Origin of the sequence: Flavobacterium fryxellicola (genome assembly GCF_900143245.1) — a bacterium.
Taxonomy (GTDB): Bacteria; Bacteroidota; Bacteroidia; order Flavobacteriales; family Flavobacteriaceae; genus Flavobacterium; species Flavobacterium fryxellicola.
In genome coordinates, this window is sequence record NZ_FRDK01000009.1 from 106,765 (window position 1) to 124,284 (window position 17,520).

Here is a 17,520-nt window from a genome sequence, read left to right on the forward strand (position 1 = left end):
TATAAAATCCATTCTACTGATTTTAAATCATTTTTATAATATGCGTATACCGCACTCACATCTAAGGTAATATACGGATGATTTCTAGATTTGGTTTTAAAACAAATCCTAAAGTTTTGTTAGTTTTTTACACTCAACGTCTCTAAAATCTTTTCTTCGAAACCTTGTAACGCTCTGATGGCATAATCCACTTTCTTTTTAGTTTTATATTTATAAGACACTTCTAGGAAATTTTTAAACGGTACTGTAGGTTGTACTTCAAGCGCATCGTTCTTTTTATAATTTACTTTGATTGGAATATCTTTATAGTACGTAAAATATTCAGGATGGGTAATCACGCCTAAAGTGGAACAGTCAAAGGGTATAAATCCTCTAACACCAAAATAGGTTTCGTTTTTTTCCATCCAAGGCTGTACAATATCAAACAACCACTTATCAGCTTCTTCGTTTTGATCTAAACTAGCCAAATCGACATTCCCAATATGAGTGTACGAACTCGGTTCATAGCCTGCAAATACAAGTGGTATAGGCGTATTCAAAACCACATCCATCGATTTAGTATCAAATTCATAGTTGTAATCAAACACATTCAATTTTCCGTTGCCGGGATTGAACAACAAGCCGGGCGTTCTCGCTGCACAAATAGAAATCTTCTCGATTTGCGGAATAATATCGGGGTGATTCTGAATCAAAGTAGCAATATTAGTCATGGGACCTAAGGCCAATATGGTTAGCTTTTCTTTTTTTAAAGCCTCATACAATGCTCTTGTTCCGTCATTTTCAACACCTAAATCAGTTGCTTTTGGCGAACCTTTGTATACTGGAATTGTCGCCCCTTTGTGATGCCATTTTAATATTTTGTTGATAATACCGTAGCTATAATCCACATAAGTAATCGAACTAATACCCACAATCTCGATTTGAGGTTGTTTCAAAGCCATAATCAATGTGATGCCATCATCCACTTCTCGTGGTGTTTTATCGGGCATTCCAATCATAAGATCCGTATCAAACCATACTTTGGTTTGTGCTTGTAATTGTGTCGCAAGCAAAAGCGCAACTAGTATTATTTTGATTTTCATAAGATATTTTTTTTTAAGTTTTTTTCTACGCAGATTCGCTGAATTATTTTATTTTCTTAATTATTTTGATTTTTCACTTGTCATCGTATTCGTTCAATCAAACATTTAAAATCATTTTTTTTCCCAGATTAAAGACTTTAGATTGATTTTTAATAGCTGGGAATCTGCAGTGCTCTTTCCTAGCTTCTGCGTTGCAACAAATAGCCATTTAGCCATCATAACTTTGGTCCTTAAATCCAAAAATTAATTATTTTAAAATCAATTCTCGAGCAAACGTCAATAAATCGGCTTTGGTTTTTAGATCCATTTTTAAAGGCAGTTGTGCCAATCCTATGATCCTGCGCATAATTTCTACTCCAATAAAACCATTCAAAATAGTTGTGTTTAACTCGTCAAAAGAATGGTAGTTTTCCGCTACAAAAGCAATTGTTGATTCCGGGTGTTGCGTCAGATACAAATGGGCGAGCAATACACCCATATCAAATTCTCGTAAGCCATAAAAGCAAAATTCTGGATCGATAACTTTAATTCCCTCAGTGGTTTTTAACCAACTTCCCGGATAATAATCCCCGTGTAATAAATAGTTCCCTTTTGAAAGATACAACGAACCCAATCGCTCCATTTTGACTTTTATTTCGCTGTCTTTTTTATAAGGCATCGCAATAGCTTGCAAACCGGCCTGAACCAAATCCAAATCACATCCATTTTCTACTTTAAAAGGATACTCAAAAAGATGTTCATAGTTCAGCGCTCTCATTTCTGTATTTGCTAGTTCATCATCCACAACCGTTTTTTGAAAACTTTGGTGCAAACCATTCAAATAATTCACTAACTGAAGTAACTCTTTTTCTTGAATTTTTTCTTTTAAATCATACAAAACAGTATAATCATTAGAGTTCCCTAAATCCTCTAGAGCAATCAAATTATTTACGGCATCAACACCTAAAAGTGTTGGCATAATTTGCTGCACTTTGTTAGCAATAGCAATTTTTTTATAGAAAGCACCTTCGGTAAGTACTCGTTTTGCAGGTGCTAAAACCTGAGGATATTTCTCTACATAACCCCTAGATTGCTTGATAATAAAAGAGCGTGTTGCTGTTTCTATGCGCAACACACAATTCATATTTCCCTCACCAGGTTTGGACACAGAAACAATTGTTTCACCATCCTGTAGCCATTTTTGTTGGTATAAATAAGCAGCCAATTCTTTTGGCTCTTTTGCATTTAGTATAAACATATTTTCTGTTTTTTAATTGGGGCGTTCCCGCCAAAAAAAGGCGGGCAGGCTATCCGCTACACTCTTTTTTGGCCAAAAAAGCCCAAAAAAGGATTTTCACTCCTATCCTTAACGCAGTGTAGTATTAAATTCAAAACCCGTCAATCTAACACTCCTTGCAGAATAGCCGTTTTAAAATAAATACCGCACTCCAAACTGAAACTGTCTTGGAGGTGAAGCATTTCTTTGGGTAAACAATCCGCTTGCGCTAGATCCGCCTTGAATTTGGTTACTTTGTGTCGCATTATTACTGTATCCGCTTAAATTTTCAGCATTAAAGATATTAAAGACATCGGCACGTAATTCTAACTTGTTATTTCTTATAATTTTGAATTGGTGTTGAACGCCTAAATCAAAAGTCGTGCTCCAAGGTAATCGATCATTATTCCTGCCTTCTCCTGGAAAGCGATCGCTATTTCCTTGATACGCGTCAGAGAAGCTAGCTCCATCTCCATTCAAATCTGTTGTTCCAAAACCAAGCGGAATTCTATTTATTGGTTGCCCACTTTGCAATAAACCAGCTAAAGTTAACGCTGTTCCTTTAAAGGGATAATAATTGTAAATTCCGTTAATATTATGAGTTCTATCATTTACAGATGGTCCCCATTCATTCGCATAATTATTCGCATCCGAAGGTCTAAAATTAATTCCATCCGTATTATTTTTACTGGATGACAGCGTATAATTCAATCGATAGGAATAACTGTCCGTACCTCTTGTTTTTTGATAATTCAAACTCATGGCGTAATATCTCGATTTTCCTTCATTTTCACTAACAATTACATTTCTAGCAATTCCAGTAACCGTTTGCCCATTGATGGTCGCGCTTCCGTTGGTAATAGGAATTGGACGGCTCGCGTCGGCTTCAGCCTGAGTTCTAATAACCACATTATTAGGATCAATAGGATATTCAGCAGCTGCATTAAGATTGCGCAAACGGGTCAAATTCTCGCCTCTATTGTGCACCACATCCACAAAAAACAATCTTTCGTCCGTTAATTGCAATTGGTACCCCAGCATAAACTCATGAGAATAAGCATTTTTATAGCCATTAGGATTTAAAATTCTGCGTTCATTAGAAAAGATACTCTCCCTTCTCCCCTGTAAATCAGCTGCAGAAGGCCCTTGTAAATAACTTACCCCAGAAACCGTAGCCCCTAAGTTTCCGTTGTAGGTAATTCGATCAATATTAGTGTCGGCTGGTAAAATTCCTAATTTTTTTAACTCTTCTAATTGTAATTTATAGCTTTGCGAAGTCGTGTTTTGTTGCAAAGCATCGCTGTAAAGTGCATAGTTTATTTTATCATACGAAATTCCGTAACCACCACGTAAGCTGCTGAAGTTGTCTAATTTATAATTAAAATTAAATCGTGGTGCTAAATTGTTGTAATCGCCTTTGTCGCTTCCTCCTTTTGATAAATTATCATAATCATAACGCAAACCTAAAGTAAGATTCAATCGATCCGTAACCGACCATAAATCTTCTATGTAAGCGGAATAAATATCTTGGTTGGTACCAAAAGAAGTAGGACGCAATTCTACATTATAATTGATAACCTGTACCTCTTGCGGAATATCATTTACATTCAAACCGCCTCCTACACCACTATTTCTTATGGCATCAATTTGGCTTTGATTCAATTTTACTCGATAATTCCCTACTGGATTTCCACCTCCAAATAATTGATGATCCCCTCTGATAAAATTTACTCCCGCTTTTAAGGTATGCTTTTCAGTATAATATTTCACTTTTTGTTGCAATTGTACTGTATTTTCAAGCGCATCAAACACATAACCTGGATTGCCAATCACCCCTAATGTTTCATCATTTACGCCTAAAATAGTTACTTGAGAACTATTTGGATTAAATGGTTTGGCATAATTCCATCTAAAACGGCTGTATTGTACATTTGTTTCTCCAGAAAAGTTTCCAAATTTATAACTGTTTTTCAAAGCCAATAAAATGCTATTCCGCTCTTGCGTATTTCCAGCAGATTTAAAAGTCGAACCACCATCGAGTCCGCCACCTTGACGCTCCACATCTACTCTACCAATGTTGGCACGAAAGGAAGAGTTGAAATTAGCATTCCAAATTTGGTCAATTTTGGACGAAAAATAATCAAAAGTATTGGTACCTCTCACTGTTTCTGTAATCCCGAATTGTGGCACATTTAGTAAGTTGTCTTTGACATCAGTAGTGTGTTCAAAATTAAAATAATAGAAGGTTTTGTCTTTGGCAAAAGCACCTCCTATTCCTGCTCCGGTTTGATATCTTGAAAAACCATTTTTAACTTGATTTCCTGACAAATCTCTTTGAGCAAAGCTTGATTTTCCATCTATCGACGGTCCTGGTCTTGTAATAAAGAAAACCTCTCCCGTAGTTTCATTAGAACCCGAACGCGGCGTAATATTTACGATTCCGCTTCCTGTTAAACCATATTCAGCGGAGAAATTATTAGTCAAAACCGTAACATCTTTTACAAATCCAGAAGGAATTGCAAATTTTTGCCCTCCTAAAAAACGTTCGTTATTATCCAATCCATCAATTAAATAGGACGTATATTGAGAACTCGCTCCGTTAATACTCACATTTGCCGCCTCTGGAAAGAAACCTGTTGCTTGCGAAACATTAGGCAAACGGAATAAAACTCTGGTGATATCACGACCTTCTACTGGAATTTCCTGAATTTCAGCAGCTTTCATTTCAAAAGATACTTCGGCATCCCGGCGATTTATTTTTGAATTCGATCCAGACGAGATCACAACCTCATCTAATTCTTGTGTACCACTTTTTCTTAGCACTAGCGTCACATTCGGATTTTGATTGGAACGAATATCAATAAAATTAGAACTTTCAGCTGCATAATCCTGCGTTGCCGCAACAATAACTTGATACCCATCAAGCGCTTCTAGGTTCCTGAAAATCACTTTTCCTTGTGTATTTGAAATTTGTCGTACTTGTAAATTTCTACTTTTGTTTTCTAAAATTATAGCTAAATTAGAAACTGGTTTTTGTGTGACTGCATCAATCGCAGAAACGGTTAAATCTTGTTGAGCCACAGCTATTGTTGAGATACACAGCAATGCCCAAATATAAAATTGCTTCATTTGGTTTGTATAATTAATTTAAAAAAGGGTTAAACGGAAATTTTACACGTTAAACGGTGACCCTTTATTAAAATTAAAAGCATGATAATCCGAAGAATATAATCTTGTTTCAAAATCAATTTGAACTACAAAATTGGATAAAAACGAAAGTAGTATTTTTCTAAAACTATCAGAGAATGATAATTTTTGAGTCGCTTGTTTGAAATCGAAGGCGTTGTTGCAATCATTTAAATACGGAAGATAAGCAATTGGCTGCTTTTTGTAAAGCGTTTGTAAAGCAGTAAAAACGCTTTTAGTCTGCCACGGAATAGTTTTGAATAGCTCGGCATTATATTTTAATTTTGTAACACCTATTAAATAAGCGCCACCGGAATAATCAGGACCTATGACTAAATCATTCCTCTTTAAATCTCGTTCGGCTTGAAGCAAATGATGGGTTTTCAATTCAATGCAATCATTTCCTATGACAATAACTTTCTCGAAACCTTTAGCAAAAACAGTTTCAATTGAATGCGTTATTCTCTCTCCAAAAGTAGCACCCATCTGATCATTTTCATTTGAAATAAAATAGGGTAATTTGGTTTGTTGACTAATTTTAATACTATGATCATTCATTTTCTTCCACAACAAAACATTTTGCTTTGAACAAGAAGCAATTGGTTTTAAGGCGCTTACCCTCTTTTCGCTTTGCACAAAAAGAAGAATGGCTGTGGTGTTGGAATAATCCATTATTAAATTCATAATTGTATAGACGAAACTGTTTCTTACTACTGACAAAAAAGGAACAAAATAGTCAGATACAAGTTCATTAACTACCCATTGACTTCATATTGGATATAAAAATAAGCTTTAGGTCATCCATTTCCCTTAAAAAGAAATAAAAAAAACCGGAACAAGATAATCCTGTTCCGATTTCAAAAATTATTATTTAAACTCGCTCTTTACAAAAAGCTCTTTTTTCTTTATTCCAAAATAAAACTAACTGTTACATTAGCCGTAATGTTTATTTCTCCTACTGCAAGTGTCTCTCTTGGAGCTCTAGTATCACTCATTTCCATGGTTTTCATAGTTGCGTAAAGGGGCTGTGGTGAATACGTTTGTGAGTTATCTGATATGGTCATCGCACGTCCTATTTTTTGTCCCAAAACTGAAACATAATCTTCTGCTTTTAATTTTGCCTCTTTCATTGCTAATTTTCTAGCCTCAGATTGATATTGAGCTAATTTTGAAGATTGGAACGTGACATTATCGATTCTGTTAATTCCTTCGTCTACCAAACCTTCCATCAATTCGTCATACTTTGACAAATCCTTCAATACAATCTCTATAGTTTGAGTTGCATTATAACTGTGTTTCTTTTTCTCGTAATCGTATTGTGGATTTAATGAAACGCGCTGTGTTTTATAATCTGCTGGTGCCAAGTTCATTTTTTTGATGAATTTTAAAACAGCATCAATCTTTTCATCATTTTGCTTTTTAACATCTTTAGCATTATTCCCTTTCGTTTCCACAGTCACAACTATAGAAGCCTGATCTGGAACAACCTTAACTTTTCCTTCTCCACTTACATTTATTTGTGGGACTTGTTTAATTTCTTGTCCGTAAGACATGGACATAAATAAAATTGACAAAATTAATAGTGCTTTTTTCATTTTAGTGTGATTTAATTGTTTGTACTAATTTCTTTTCAAAAGTTGTGCCACTATAGCTTTCCCATTTTCTCCATTACAAAAAGAATAAGTATTGGGATGGCCAACAATACTACCATCAACGTGTGATCTACTAATAATGTTGGCTCTTTTAGTAACGTAATCAAATAACCTCCCATTGCACCTCCAAAATGGGCCGTGTGACCAATGTTATCATTTTTGGCCTTCATTCCGTAAATGGAGTACAACAAATATAATATTCCAAAAATATAAGCAGGCATTGGAATAATAAAAAAGATTCCCAACATCATATCTGGTTGCAACAATATTGCCGAATATAAAACTCCAGTAACCGCTCCAGATGCACCTACAGCTCTATAACCATAATCGTTTTTATGAAAAACCATCGTTAGCAAACTTCCAAAAATTAAACTTCCAAAATAAATTAAAACAAATGAAAAGCTCCCTAAATAACTAATAACCACTGGAGCGAAAAACCAAAGCGTCAACATATTAAAAATCAAATGCGTCATGTCAGCATGAAGAAAACCAGAAGATAACATTCTGATTTGCTCTCCTGCACGAATACTGCCAACATGAAATTCATACTTTCTAAAAAAAGAGAGATCATTAAAACCTTTATAACTAATCAAAACATTTACAATAATTATTGCTATTAAAATGGTATTCATAAAGTATGTTTATTGTGAATTGTAAAGATAGTCATTCTCTAATGCCCATGCAGTACCGCGCTAAAATTAATATCAATTTACATTTTTGACTTATATTTGTAAAAAAAAATTGCATGCAATTACTCGCTTTTATTATTGCTTACCCCTTACTTTGGATAATTTCTATTCTTCCATTTCGTGTTTTTTATGTACTGTCTGATGTAGTGTACTTTTTAGTTTACCATATCATAGGGTATCGAAAAAAAGTAGTTCGCTCCAATCTAGCTTTAGCATTACCGCATCTTAGTGATAACGAACGCCTTATTATCGAAAAGAAATCCTATCATCATTTATGCGACATGTTTATGGAAATGATAAAAACAATGACCATCTCCTCAGACGAAATGAACAAACGATTTACCATTACAAATCTGGAAGTTATTAAAGAATATGAGAATAAAGGAAAAAGTATTATGCTTATTGCTTCCCATTATGCGAGTTGGGAATGGTTGCTCGCCCTGAACCAAAAATTATCTTTGCGCGGTGTTGCTGTCTATAAAAAACTAGCAAATAAGCACTTCGATAAATTGGTAAGAGATATTAGATCAAAATACAATACCGAATTAGTTTCTACAAGTAAGACCATTCCATTAATTGCTGAAAATCAAAAAAATAATATTCGATGCGTTTACGGATTAGCAAGTGATCAATCCCCCAAAGCGGATCGAATATTTCATTGGGAAAGTTTTATGGGAATTGAGGTTCCTGTTCATACAGGACCTGAAATGTTAGCAAAAAAATACGATATGACCGTAATTTTTGCTAAAGTGAAAAAAGTGAAAAGAGGGTATTATGAACTTACTATTATTCCTATTAGTGACAATCCAAATTCGATTCCTAATTTTGGAATTACACATAAATACATTAGAGAAGTAGAGAAACAAATTCTAGAAGCCCCTGAATTTTACTTCTGGACGCACAAAAGATGGAAACACAGAAGATAGTAATCAGTTCGCAGTGCACAGTCATAGTGTTTAATAAAAAAATCACATAGTATAAACCGTAGTGTTTATATTATGTGATTTTTATAGTTTCTTAAAAGGATACTTTTTATAAAGAAAACCAATTTTTTACCAATTCCTCTTCTAAAGGCTGTGCGTTTTTATGCAGGAACTCATTAGTCCCCGAATTATATTCATAGTCCAAAGCCCAAGTTTTATGATTTTCTGCCAATGTTTTTATTCCGTTACAAACAAATTCAATTTCAGCATTGGTGGTGGTAGGATGAATCGACATTCTGATCCAGCCTGGCTTTCTGATTAAATCTCCAAGCGTAATTTCGTCAATTAATTTATGGGATGTTTCCTGATCTACATGCAACAAAAAGTGACCATAAGTTCCTGCACAACTGCAACCACCACGAGTTTGAATCCCAAATTTATCATTCAATAGTTTCACGCCCAAATTAAAATGCAAATCTTCAATAAAGAAAGAAAGTACTCCTAATCTATCCTGATGCTGTCCGGCAAGGATTTTAATATTGGAAACAATTCCTAGTGCTGCGAAAATATAATCTACTATTTCGTGCTCTCTTTTCAAAATATTCTCAATTCCCATTTGCTCTTTCAATTGAATCGCCAATGCAGTTTTTATCACCTGAAGAAAACCGGGTGTGCCGCCATCTTCCCTATCCTCAATATTGTCGATGTATTTGTGCTCGCCCCAAGGATTCGTCCAACTTACCGTTCCACCACCTGGATTATCAGGAACTAAATTTTGATATAATTTTTTATTAAAAACTAAAACCCCACAAGTTCCCGGTCCGCCAAGGAATTTATGAGGCGAAAAGAAAATTGCATCCAAATAACTTTCAGCGTCTTCAGGATGCATATCAATTTTCACGTAAGGACCAGAACAAGCAAAATCCACGAAGCAAAGTCCATGATGTTGATGCATTATTTTGGCTACTTCATGATATGGAGTTCGGATTCCCGTAACATTCGAACAAGAGGTGATCGAAGCGATTTTAAAAGGACGCTCTTTATATTTATCTAATAAGAATTCTAAATTTTCTATACTGAACAAACCGTCCTCTGTTGCAGGAATAACCTCCACATCAGCAATGGTTTCAAGCCATGACGTTTGATTGGAATGGTGTTCCATGTGTGATATAAAAACAATCGGTTTTTTATCGGCTGGTATAGTGATGAAATTTTTTAAGCTTTCGGGTACTTTCAACCCTAATATACGTTGAAATTTATTGACAACGCCTGTCATTCCTGTTCCGTCAGTGATTAAAACATCGTCTGCACTTGCATTCACGTGGTGTTTAATGATATGACGTGCTTGATGATACGCTTTAGTCATTGCGGTTCCAGAAACGGTGGTTTCGGTATGCGTATTGGCTACAAAAGGCCCAAATTGATTCATTAATTTTTCTTCAATAGGACGATACAATCGACCGCTGGCAGTCCAATCTGTATAAACAATTTGTTTTTGTCCATAAGGAGATTCAAACTTTTGTTTTATTCCGATTATGTTGTCGCGAAACTGTTGAAAATAGTGCTCTAATTGTGTTGGCGCTTCTTTGGTCGTCATCGTATGTCTAATTTGAGCTCAAAGATATAGGTTTTATTGCAATTTCTGAACTTAGAAACTTATTTGGAGGATCAGTTATGAAATTCGGTAATGCAATTTTCTACTATTTCCAAAAAGAGAACCATTTTTTCCAAATTTAGCCCCGGTTGCAGTGAAAATCCTTTTCCTTTTTTCTTTAAAAAGGAAAAGATTGCAACGAAAAACGGGAACGATATTTCTGAAAAAGCACCAATAACTCGCTCCATGACAGGGAATAAATTTGGCTTAAAAAAAATCCTTTCAAAAGTTTACACTCTGAAAGGATATTTATTTTAAAACCATCTAGAACTATAAATCAAAACCTATCGAGAATGGCAACACGCGGTTTTGCGCTTTCCCTTCATCATATAAATCTTCTAAACCCAAATGATAACGAACTCCTAAATTGATACCTGAATCCGTTTTTAATCCTCCTCCAAAATTAAATCCCCAATCAAAATTAGTAGGATTATAGGAAAGTGAACCATTAAAAATCCCGTTATATTCTTCTTTATGAGAAATGGCTAATCCGATCTGAGGTCCTACTTCCAAAAAGAAATTTGGAGAAAGATAAGCTTTAAGCAGTACTGGTACATTTATGTAATCTAACTTTTGTGTAAAAGTCCCGCTACTGTTTGTTATTTTATATCCTTGTTGCGAATATAGAATTTCTGGCTGGATTGAATAGCTTTCACTAATAAATGACTCACTATATAATCCCACATGAAAACCGTGTCTTTGGTCTGTCTCATCTGCTCCATCAAAAGTTGTAGCGGCTAAATTATAGCCTGCTTCTACCCTTATATTTGATTTATCTTGCGCATTTAGTGACGCTATTACATCCAAAAATAGTACTAGTATTAAACACTTTATTTTTTATTATTTACCGTTTTAACGATGTGTTTATTTTCCACCATTAGCCCGCAGATCTGCAATACATTGACTATCGAGTTGAGGTGCTGAACCTGACAAAACCATATTTCCAATACCTCCCCCCAATTCCGAAGACCAATACATTAAACAAGTTTTTTCGGTACAATGTTTGGGGTGGGCCGCATCTTCATGATTGCTTTGCAAAGCCGTACCTAGATTTGTCAATCCTAGTATGTGTCCAAACTCATGCGTTATTACTGTTGTTTCTAATAAACTTCTATTGGGCTCAAATGGACTATTACTTAAACCTTGAATCGTTTGTTCGAAAATGACAAAAGAAGTATTTCTGTAAGCCGTTCCTAGAATCACGGATGTGTCCGTGTCTTTATCTGATTTTCCATCTGCAAAAAATGCCCAAACTGCAATTTCATCCGCATTGTTGTATCTTTTTCTATTCGCATCCTCAATAGTTACAATCTCCTCATTAGTGTAAGGCGCATTCCCCGCTGATGGTATAGACCGCTTAACAACGGTAATTCCGCCTGGCTTGTATGTTCTTGCTGTAAGAAAAGCAACAAAATTGGTAATTGCTTGGGGACTAGGTTCAAAACCGTTTACATACACCACTTCAACAATCATACTTTTAAACTTTTTATCCGACAATAAATCGTTTGCCGAGCTTCCTGTTTGCTGTTTATTTGTATTGGGATTTACTACAACTGCGTTATCTAAAGGATCCTCTTCGTTTGAACAAGATGCTACGGAAAGGAACAGACCAATCGCAAGTAGCGAAATTAATTTTTTCATTATTGATTTAATTTTTAAGATTATTTATAAGAACAGCTACGGCATATTAGGTAGCTGTTCTTCATAAACAACCTATCTAAATCGAGCTATATTTGTTTCAAGACTACTGTTACTGCTGCATTAGTTGCACTTTGCAAGGTGATTGTTGTCGCCGTAAAACTCGTTACTTTCCATGTATTATTTAATAATATAAATGTAGCATTACCCGAAAAATTAAGCTTTAGAAAAACACTTAATTCTGAACTCACAGCATACGTTCCGTTTACCGTCGAGCTTAATAGGTTTACTGCAGTAACGGATAAATTATTTGCAAAATCTATTGTGAAATCTTTATAATTATTGGCTGAATTTACACCAGCACTTACAAACGAATCAACTTTGAACTTTCCATTTACTAAAATTGTTTCTAATTTTTTTGAATTTTGAGCTGCTTCTGCCATTGTTGCTTCCGTTTTTAGCGACGCATTAATCGCTGCTTGTAATTCAGCATCACTAGAAATCGTCATTTTTGTTCCATCTGCAATTGTTGCTGAAATGGGGTAGTTGACGGAATACAGTTCTGAGCTACTCACATTAGACATATACGTATATAATTGCTCTTCGGATGTTATTACAATACTTCCTGTTTGTTGTAGGCTAAGATTATAGGTTAATATTGTAATTGGAAAGCTAATATTTACCGAAGAAATCGCACCTTGACCAGAAGCTTCTGCTGTAGCACAAGCGTTTAGAATAGCATTATACTCCGTTTGATTGGTAACGTTTGCTTCTGTATAATTACTCAATTTTACTTTAAAAGGAAATTGCAATACAACTGTATCTTGATCGTTATTTAACTGACCAAAAATGGAAAGCACTTGCTGGTAATCTAATTGACTAAAAATAGAAACTTGAACTCCATTTACTTTGGCAGAAACGGGCAACAGAATAGAAGAGCAAGAGGCTCCATCTAAGAAATCATCAAAGGAACCATCGTACATCGACGTACGTTTTAGATTACTTGTGGTAGTTGAATTTGCTGAATTTGTATTGGGATTTTCTCCTTGTACGTCATCTATTTCATTTTGACATGAAGTAAAACCTAAGATTGCCATTAATGCAATTCCGGTAACTGTTTTTAACTTTTTCATAATTTTCAAATTTAAGGTATTTTTATATTTACAAGCGATCTTTTATAACGCCTTTCTGTAAGTAAGACAACTACCTTTACGTTTACCCTACAATAAAAAATTAAAAAATATATAAATTTTAAAAGCGAAACATAAATCACATATTTTCAGTGCTTTACAATTTAAATTGTAATTCATGAAAAAGCAATTCCAGTTATCCGAATTACTTTTTAAAAAATTAATTTACATTTACAACCTACACAATAATGAAATAACACTACATGAGCGACGATGAAACCACACTTTGCGACGAAAATCACTTTAGAGACTTTTACTTAAAGCAGGTGCAATCCGCAAGTAATTTTGCTTATTACAAATGTGGTGATGGGGAGGCTGCATTAGATTTAGTACAAGATGCGTTTGCTAAAATTTGGGAAAATTGTTCCAAAATTGACTTTAACAAAGCCAAAACCTATTTGTTTACTAGCATTACTAATTTATTTCTAAATACGATAAAACATCAAAAAGTTGTACTTCAGTATGCTAAAGATGCTCCTAATCTAGATACCAATAATCAAAGTCCCGAATATTTATTAGAGGAAGAAGAATTCAAACAAAAGCTTACTAGAACAATTGCATCATTGAGCGAAACGCAGCGGGAAGTCTTTTTATTGAATCGAATAGACGGTAAAAAGTACAGAGAAATAGCTGATTTACTGGGCATTTCGCAAAAAACTGTAGAAAAAAGAATGTCCGCTGCTCTACAAATTTTAAAAGCCCAAATAGAAAATATATAATTAATCATTTAGCTGTAGGGTAATTTTAAAGTTAGTTGTCTTATAAACACAGAGATATAAAATGAAAAAGGAAAAAGAGATATTAAAATGGTTAAACAATGACCTTTCAAGTAAAGAAATGGAGGATTTAAAACAATCTGAAGATTTACAGACACTTGAAAAGATTGCTCATTACGCGTCACAGTTGGAAACGCCAAAAGTAGATGCTCAAACTGCATTGGAAACATTAAAAGCGAGAAACCATTCTAAAAAGAAACCAAAAGAAAGAACTATAAACTTCAAAACATTTTACAGAGTTGCGGCAGTTTTAGTACTAGTATTATCTTCTGGTTATTTCTTCTTTTATAGCAACAACACCTCTTTTGAAACCCAAATAGCACAACGAAAGACATTTACACTTCCAGACAATTCTGAAGTAGTTTTAAATGCAGCATCAAAAATAAGTTTTAACGAAAAAAAATGGGCTAACAAAAGAACTTTAACTCTAAAGGGAGAAGCTTATTTTAAAGTGAAGAAAGGGCAGACATTTAGCGTAAAAACGACAGATGGAATCGTTACCGTATTAGGAACACAATTTAATGTAAAGGAACGCAAAAACTATTTTGAAGTACATTGCTATGAAGGTTTAGTGAGTGTTACCCACAATAATAAAACGACTAAATTACCTCCCGGGAAGACCTTCCGAGTTATCAATGGAAAAGTCGAAAATGTTGAAGATTTCTATGCCACAAATCCTTCGTGGATTCAACAAGAATCGAGTTTTAATAAAATTCCACTAGATCAGGTTATTGCAGAATTAGAGCGGCAATATGATTTAAAAATTAAAGTTGATGGTATTGATACTTCCAAACTATTTACTGGAAGTTTTACTCATGCTGATAAAGAAATAGCGCTGCAAGCAGTTACAATTCGGCTTAAATTAAGCTATAAAATTGAAGGCAAAAACATTATATTTTACAATTATGGTGCTCAGTAAATGGCTTATTTTTTTACTGCTTTGCATAGGCTGTATTTGTCATGGACAAAATACAACTAAAAAAATTCCTTTGAGCGAGGTCATAATTGCTTTGGAAAAGCAATTCAACATCAAGTTTTCGTACGCTGTTGAAGATGTGGCTACCATTACAATTGACAAACCAAAACCTTCGTTGACATTACTAGAAACTATTGATGATCTTAATTCTAAAACGCTTTTAAACTTTAAAGCCTTAGACGATCGTTATGTTACTGTTTCAGTACTAAACAAAACAGTATCTGTTTGCGGAATAGTATTATCCGATGGAAATAAATCTCATTTAATTGGCGCTTCCGTATTTGTAAACAACATGAAAAGAAGCACTATCACTGATGAAAACGGAAAATTCAGCCTGAAGAATATTCCAATAACCGCCACTCTAACTATTTCGTATATAGGGTTTGAATCTAGAAATTTTACTGCGCAAGAATTATTTTCTGCACAAAATACCTGCAAAGAGATTGTTCTTACTACAAGAAACGAAGAGTTGAATCAGGTTTTAATACCCGTTTATTTAACACCTGGATTACAGAAATACCTGGATGGAAGCACCGTATTAAACACTAAAAAATTTGCTATATTACCCGGTTTAATAGCTCCTGATATTTTGCTATCCATACAAGCGCTTCCCGGTGTAGAAAGCACGAATGAAAGTATTGCTAATATTAATGTTCGCGGTGGAACCAACGATCAAAATTTAGTGCTTTGGGACAATATCAAGATGTATCATTCAGGTCATTTTTTTGGGCTGATATCCGCTTATAATCCCAATCTAACTAGCAAAGTTATCGTCAGTAAAAATGGAACAAGTGCGCAATACAGTGATGGTGTTTCCAGCACCATCAACATGTATACAAAAGATTTAGTTACCAATACCTTTTCTGGTGGAGCAGAAATTAACTCCATCAGCACTGATGCCTTTCTGGAAATCCCAATAACTAAAAAAGTAGAACTTCATGTTTCAGGACGTCGTTCCATCACTGATTTGTTTTCAACTCCCACCTATACTAAATATTTTGACCGTAGTTTTCAGGATACTGAAATCAATGCGGATAGCGAACAGCGTGACACGGCTTCTGATTTTTATTTCTATGATTATACCGCTAAAGTACTTTTCGATTTAAGCGAAAAACATCATTTTAGAGCCAATATTATTGGAATAAACAACGCTTTGGATTATTCGGAGCGTTTCATTACAAATGCAAATAAAACCGAATCTAAAACCAGTAATTTATCTCAAAAAAACAGCGGTTACGGAGGCAATTGGAAAGCGAAATGGACTTCAAAATTGAGCACAACCTTCATTACTTATTTCTCTAAATACAACATTGACGCTACAGATTACCGTTTGGAAACGGATCAGCGCTTAACAGAAGCTAATGAAGTTCAAGAAACTGGTATTAAAGTAAATGCCAATTATAAAACGAACAATCATTTAAATTTCTTGTTGGGGTACCAATTTAATGAAACAGGAATGCTCAATCAAACCACGGTAAGCAATCCCATCTATTCCAGCACTAAAAAAGAGGTTTTATTGAATCATGCCTTATTTTCAGAAGTGGAATACAATAAAAAGAATACATATTTACGCATAGGTATGCGGTTGAATTATTTTCAAAAATTTGAAAAGTTTTTAGTCGAGCCAAGAATAAATATTCGACAAAAAGTATCTGATCAAATTGCTTTAAAATTGGAGGGAGAGTTCAAGAATCAATCTACGACTCAAATAGTAGACTTTGAAGATGATTTTTTAGGTGTCGAAAAAAGACGCTGGATTTTAGTAAATAACAAAGACATTCCCATTGCAACAAGTAAACAAGGTTCTTTTGGTGTTGAATTTAATACCAAAAAACTCAATATAGAGGCCACCACTTTCTATAAAATTGTGGATGGAATTACAGCTTCTAACCAAGGATTTTATAATAGTTTTCAATATAAAAATGCACACGGAAGCTATACGGCAAAAGGCATCGAATTTTTAGCCAATAAAACAGCGCGTCATTATAGCATTTGGGCTAGTTATACTTTTAGCACTAATAATTATGAATTTGATACTTTTACACCGATCACTTTCCCTAACAATGCAGACATAAGGCATTCAGCATCGTTTGGTTTTTATTATCTCCTTCTAAAAAATCTCAAAATAGCCGTTGGTGGCATTTGGAGAAATGGCACCCCTTATACTACTCCAATTCAAGATAATGAAACCACTCAAAGCGGAAATAACACCATGGTAAATTATGGCTCGCCAAACAGTACAAACTTAGATGATTTTATGCGCTTAGATGCTTCGTTGAATTATAACTTCAATTTGTCATCTTTAGTAAAAGCTTCGTTTACGGCCGGTGTTATAAATGCTACAAATCAAAATAATGTGATCAATAGATATTACAAAGTCAATCCCAGTAATTCCAAAGATGCCATACAGGTGGACAATAAATCATTGGGCTTAACACCAAATATAAGCTTCAGAGTACATTTTTAAGGATTGTTTTCTCTTAAATACAAAACCCTTTC

General features: G+C 34.5%; 14 protein-coding genes. 4 read left to right on the forward strand and 10 right to left on the reverse strand.

The window, feature by feature from the left end; all coding sequences use genetic code 11:
- Positions 1–119: 119 nt before the first annotated feature.
- From BUA03_RS13000 to BUA03_RS13025, 6 genes are all read right to left on the reverse strand, one after another.
- Complete coding sequence (locus BUA03_RS13000) at positions 120–1,082, reverse strand: nucleoside hydrolase (RefSeq protein WP_066082709.1); 963 nt, start codon at positions 1,080–1,082, stop codon at positions 120–122.
- Between the two features lie 247 nt (positions 1,083–1,329).
- On the reverse strand, positions 1,330–2,319 hold the full coding sequence (locus tag BUA03_RS13005) for a phosphotransferase (protein WP_066082707.1): 990 nt from the start codon (positions 2,317–2,319) through the stop codon (positions 1,330–1,332).
- Positions 2,320–2,490: 171 nt separating this feature from the next.
- Positions 2,491–5,466: a TonB-dependent receptor plug domain-containing protein gene (locus BUA03_RS13010; protein ID WP_066082706.1), complete on the reverse strand. Its 2,976-nt coding sequence runs from the start codon at positions 5,464–5,466 to the stop codon at positions 2,491–2,493.
- A gap of 42 nt (positions 5,467–5,508) precedes the next feature.
- On the reverse strand, positions 5,509–6,207 hold the full coding sequence (locus BUA03_RS13015; RefSeq protein ID WP_066082705.1) for a DUF2064 domain-containing protein: 699 nt from the start codon (positions 6,205–6,207) through the stop codon (positions 5,509–5,511).
- A gap of 221 nt (positions 6,208–6,428) precedes the next feature.
- Complete coding sequence (locus BUA03_RS13020) at positions 6,429–7,118, reverse strand: SIMPL domain-containing protein (protein WP_066082704.1); 690 nt, start codon at positions 7,116–7,118, stop codon at positions 6,429–6,431.
- 50 nt (positions 7,119–7,168) lie between these two features.
- On the reverse strand, positions 7,169–7,807 hold the full coding sequence (locus BUA03_RS13025; protein WP_066082702.1) for a rhomboid family intramembrane serine protease: 639 nt from the start codon (positions 7,805–7,807) through the stop codon (positions 7,169–7,171).
- Between the two features lie 113 nt (positions 7,808–7,920).
- Here BUA03_RS13025 and BUA03_RS13030 point away from each other — a divergent pair, with 113 nt between their 5' ends.
- Positions 7,921–8,790 carry a lysophospholipid acyltransferase family protein gene (locus BUA03_RS13030; RefSeq protein ID WP_066082701.1) on the forward strand — a complete coding sequence of 290 codons (870 nt, stop codon included), beginning with the start codon at positions 7,921–7,923 and terminating at the stop codon, positions 8,788–8,790.
- A 106-nt stretch (positions 8,791–8,896) separates the two neighbouring features.
- Here the strand turns inward: BUA03_RS13030 and BUA03_RS13035 are convergent, their stop codons facing one another.
- The 4 genes from BUA03_RS13035 to BUA03_RS13055 all read right to left on the reverse strand — a co-directional run bounded on the left by BUA03_RS13035 (position 8,897) and on the right by BUA03_RS13055 (position 13,212).
- Entirely contained in the window at positions 8,897–10,384 is a 1,488-nt protein-coding gene (locus BUA03_RS13035) for an aminotransferase class V-fold PLP-dependent enzyme (RefSeq protein ID WP_066082699.1), read from the reverse strand.
- Between the two features lie 327 nt (positions 10,385–10,711).
- Positions 10,712–11,275: a porin family protein gene (locus BUA03_RS13045; RefSeq protein ID WP_066082695.1), complete on the reverse strand. Its 564-nt coding sequence runs from the start codon at positions 11,273–11,275 to the stop codon at positions 10,712–10,714.
- Positions 11,276–11,305: 30 nt separating this feature from the next.
- A complete protein-coding gene (locus BUA03_RS13050) occupies positions 11,306–12,082 on the reverse strand; it encodes a membrane metalloprotease (protein WP_066082693.1) in 777 nt (258 codons plus the stop codon).
- A gap of 86 nt (positions 12,083–12,168) precedes the next feature.
- Complete coding sequence (locus BUA03_RS13055) at positions 12,169–13,212, reverse strand: hypothetical protein (protein ID WP_066082691.1); 1,044 nt, start codon at positions 13,210–13,212, stop codon at positions 12,169–12,171.
- A gap of 260 nt (positions 13,213–13,472) precedes the next feature.
- Between BUA03_RS13055 and BUA03_RS13060 the strand changes: the two genes are divergently transcribed.
- From BUA03_RS13060 to BUA03_RS13070, 3 genes are all read left to right on the forward strand, one after another.
- The gene (locus BUA03_RS13060; RefSeq protein ID WP_066082689.1) at positions 13,473–13,988 is read left to right on the forward strand and encodes an RNA polymerase sigma factor; all 516 of its coding nucleotides are present in this window, start codon (positions 13,473–13,475) and stop codon (positions 13,986–13,988) included.
- Positions 13,989–14,049: 61 nt separating this feature from the next.
- Complete coding sequence (locus BUA03_RS13065; RefSeq protein ID WP_066082687.1) at positions 14,050–14,964, forward strand: FecR family protein; 915 nt, start codon at positions 14,050–14,052, stop codon at positions 14,962–14,964.
- 70 nt (positions 14,965–15,034) lie between these two features.
- Positions 15,035–17,488 (forward strand): TonB-dependent receptor, encoded by a 2,454-nt coding sequence (locus tag BUA03_RS13070; protein ID WP_317041107.1) that lies wholly within the window; start codon positions 15,035–15,037, stop codon positions 17,486–17,488.
- Positions 17,489–17,520 lie beyond the last annotated feature (32 nt).

Coding starts and splice junctions, on each gene's coding strand:
- BUA03_RS13000 (WP_066082709.1), bottom strand. CDS start 1,082: ATGAAAATCAAAATAATACTAGTTGCGCTTTTGCTTGCGACACAATTA.
- BUA03_RS13005 (WP_066082707.1), bottom strand. CDS start 2,319: ATGTTTATACTAAATGCAAAAGAGCCAAAAGAATTGGCTGCTTATTTA.
- BUA03_RS13010 (WP_066082706.1), bottom strand. CDS start 5,466: ATGAAGCAATTTTATATTTGGGCATTGCTGTGTATCTCAACAATAGCT.
- BUA03_RS13015 (WP_066082705.1), bottom strand. CDS start 6,207: ATGAATTTAATAATGGATTATTCCAACACCACAGCCATTCTTCTTTTT.
- BUA03_RS13020 (WP_066082704.1), bottom strand. CDS start 7,118: ATGAAAAAAGCACTATTAATTTTGTCAATTTTATTTATGTCCATGTCT.
- BUA03_RS13025 (WP_066082702.1), bottom strand. CDS start 7,807: ATGAATACCATTTTAATAGCAATAATTATTGTAAATGTTTTGATTAGT.
- BUA03_RS13030 (WP_066082701.1), top strand. CDS start 7,921: ATGCAATTACTCGCTTTTATTATTGCTTACCCCTTACTTTGGATAATT.
- BUA03_RS13035 (WP_066082699.1), bottom strand. CDS start 10,384: ATGACGACCAAAGAAGCGCCAACACAATTAGAGCACTATTTTCAACAG.
- BUA03_RS13050 (WP_066082693.1), bottom strand. CDS start 12,082: ATGAAAAAATTAATTTCGCTACTTGCGATTGGTCTGTTCCTTTCCGTA.
- BUA03_RS13055 (WP_066082691.1), bottom strand. CDS start 13,212: ATGAAAAAGTTAAAAACAGTTACCGGAATTGCATTAATGGCAATCTTA.
- BUA03_RS13060 (WP_066082689.1), top strand. CDS start 13,473: ATGAGCGACGATGAAACCACACTTTGCGACGAAAATCACTTTAGAGAC.
- BUA03_RS13065 (WP_066082687.1), top strand. CDS start 14,050: ATGAAAAAGGAAAAAGAGATATTAAAATGGTTAAACAATGACCTTTCA.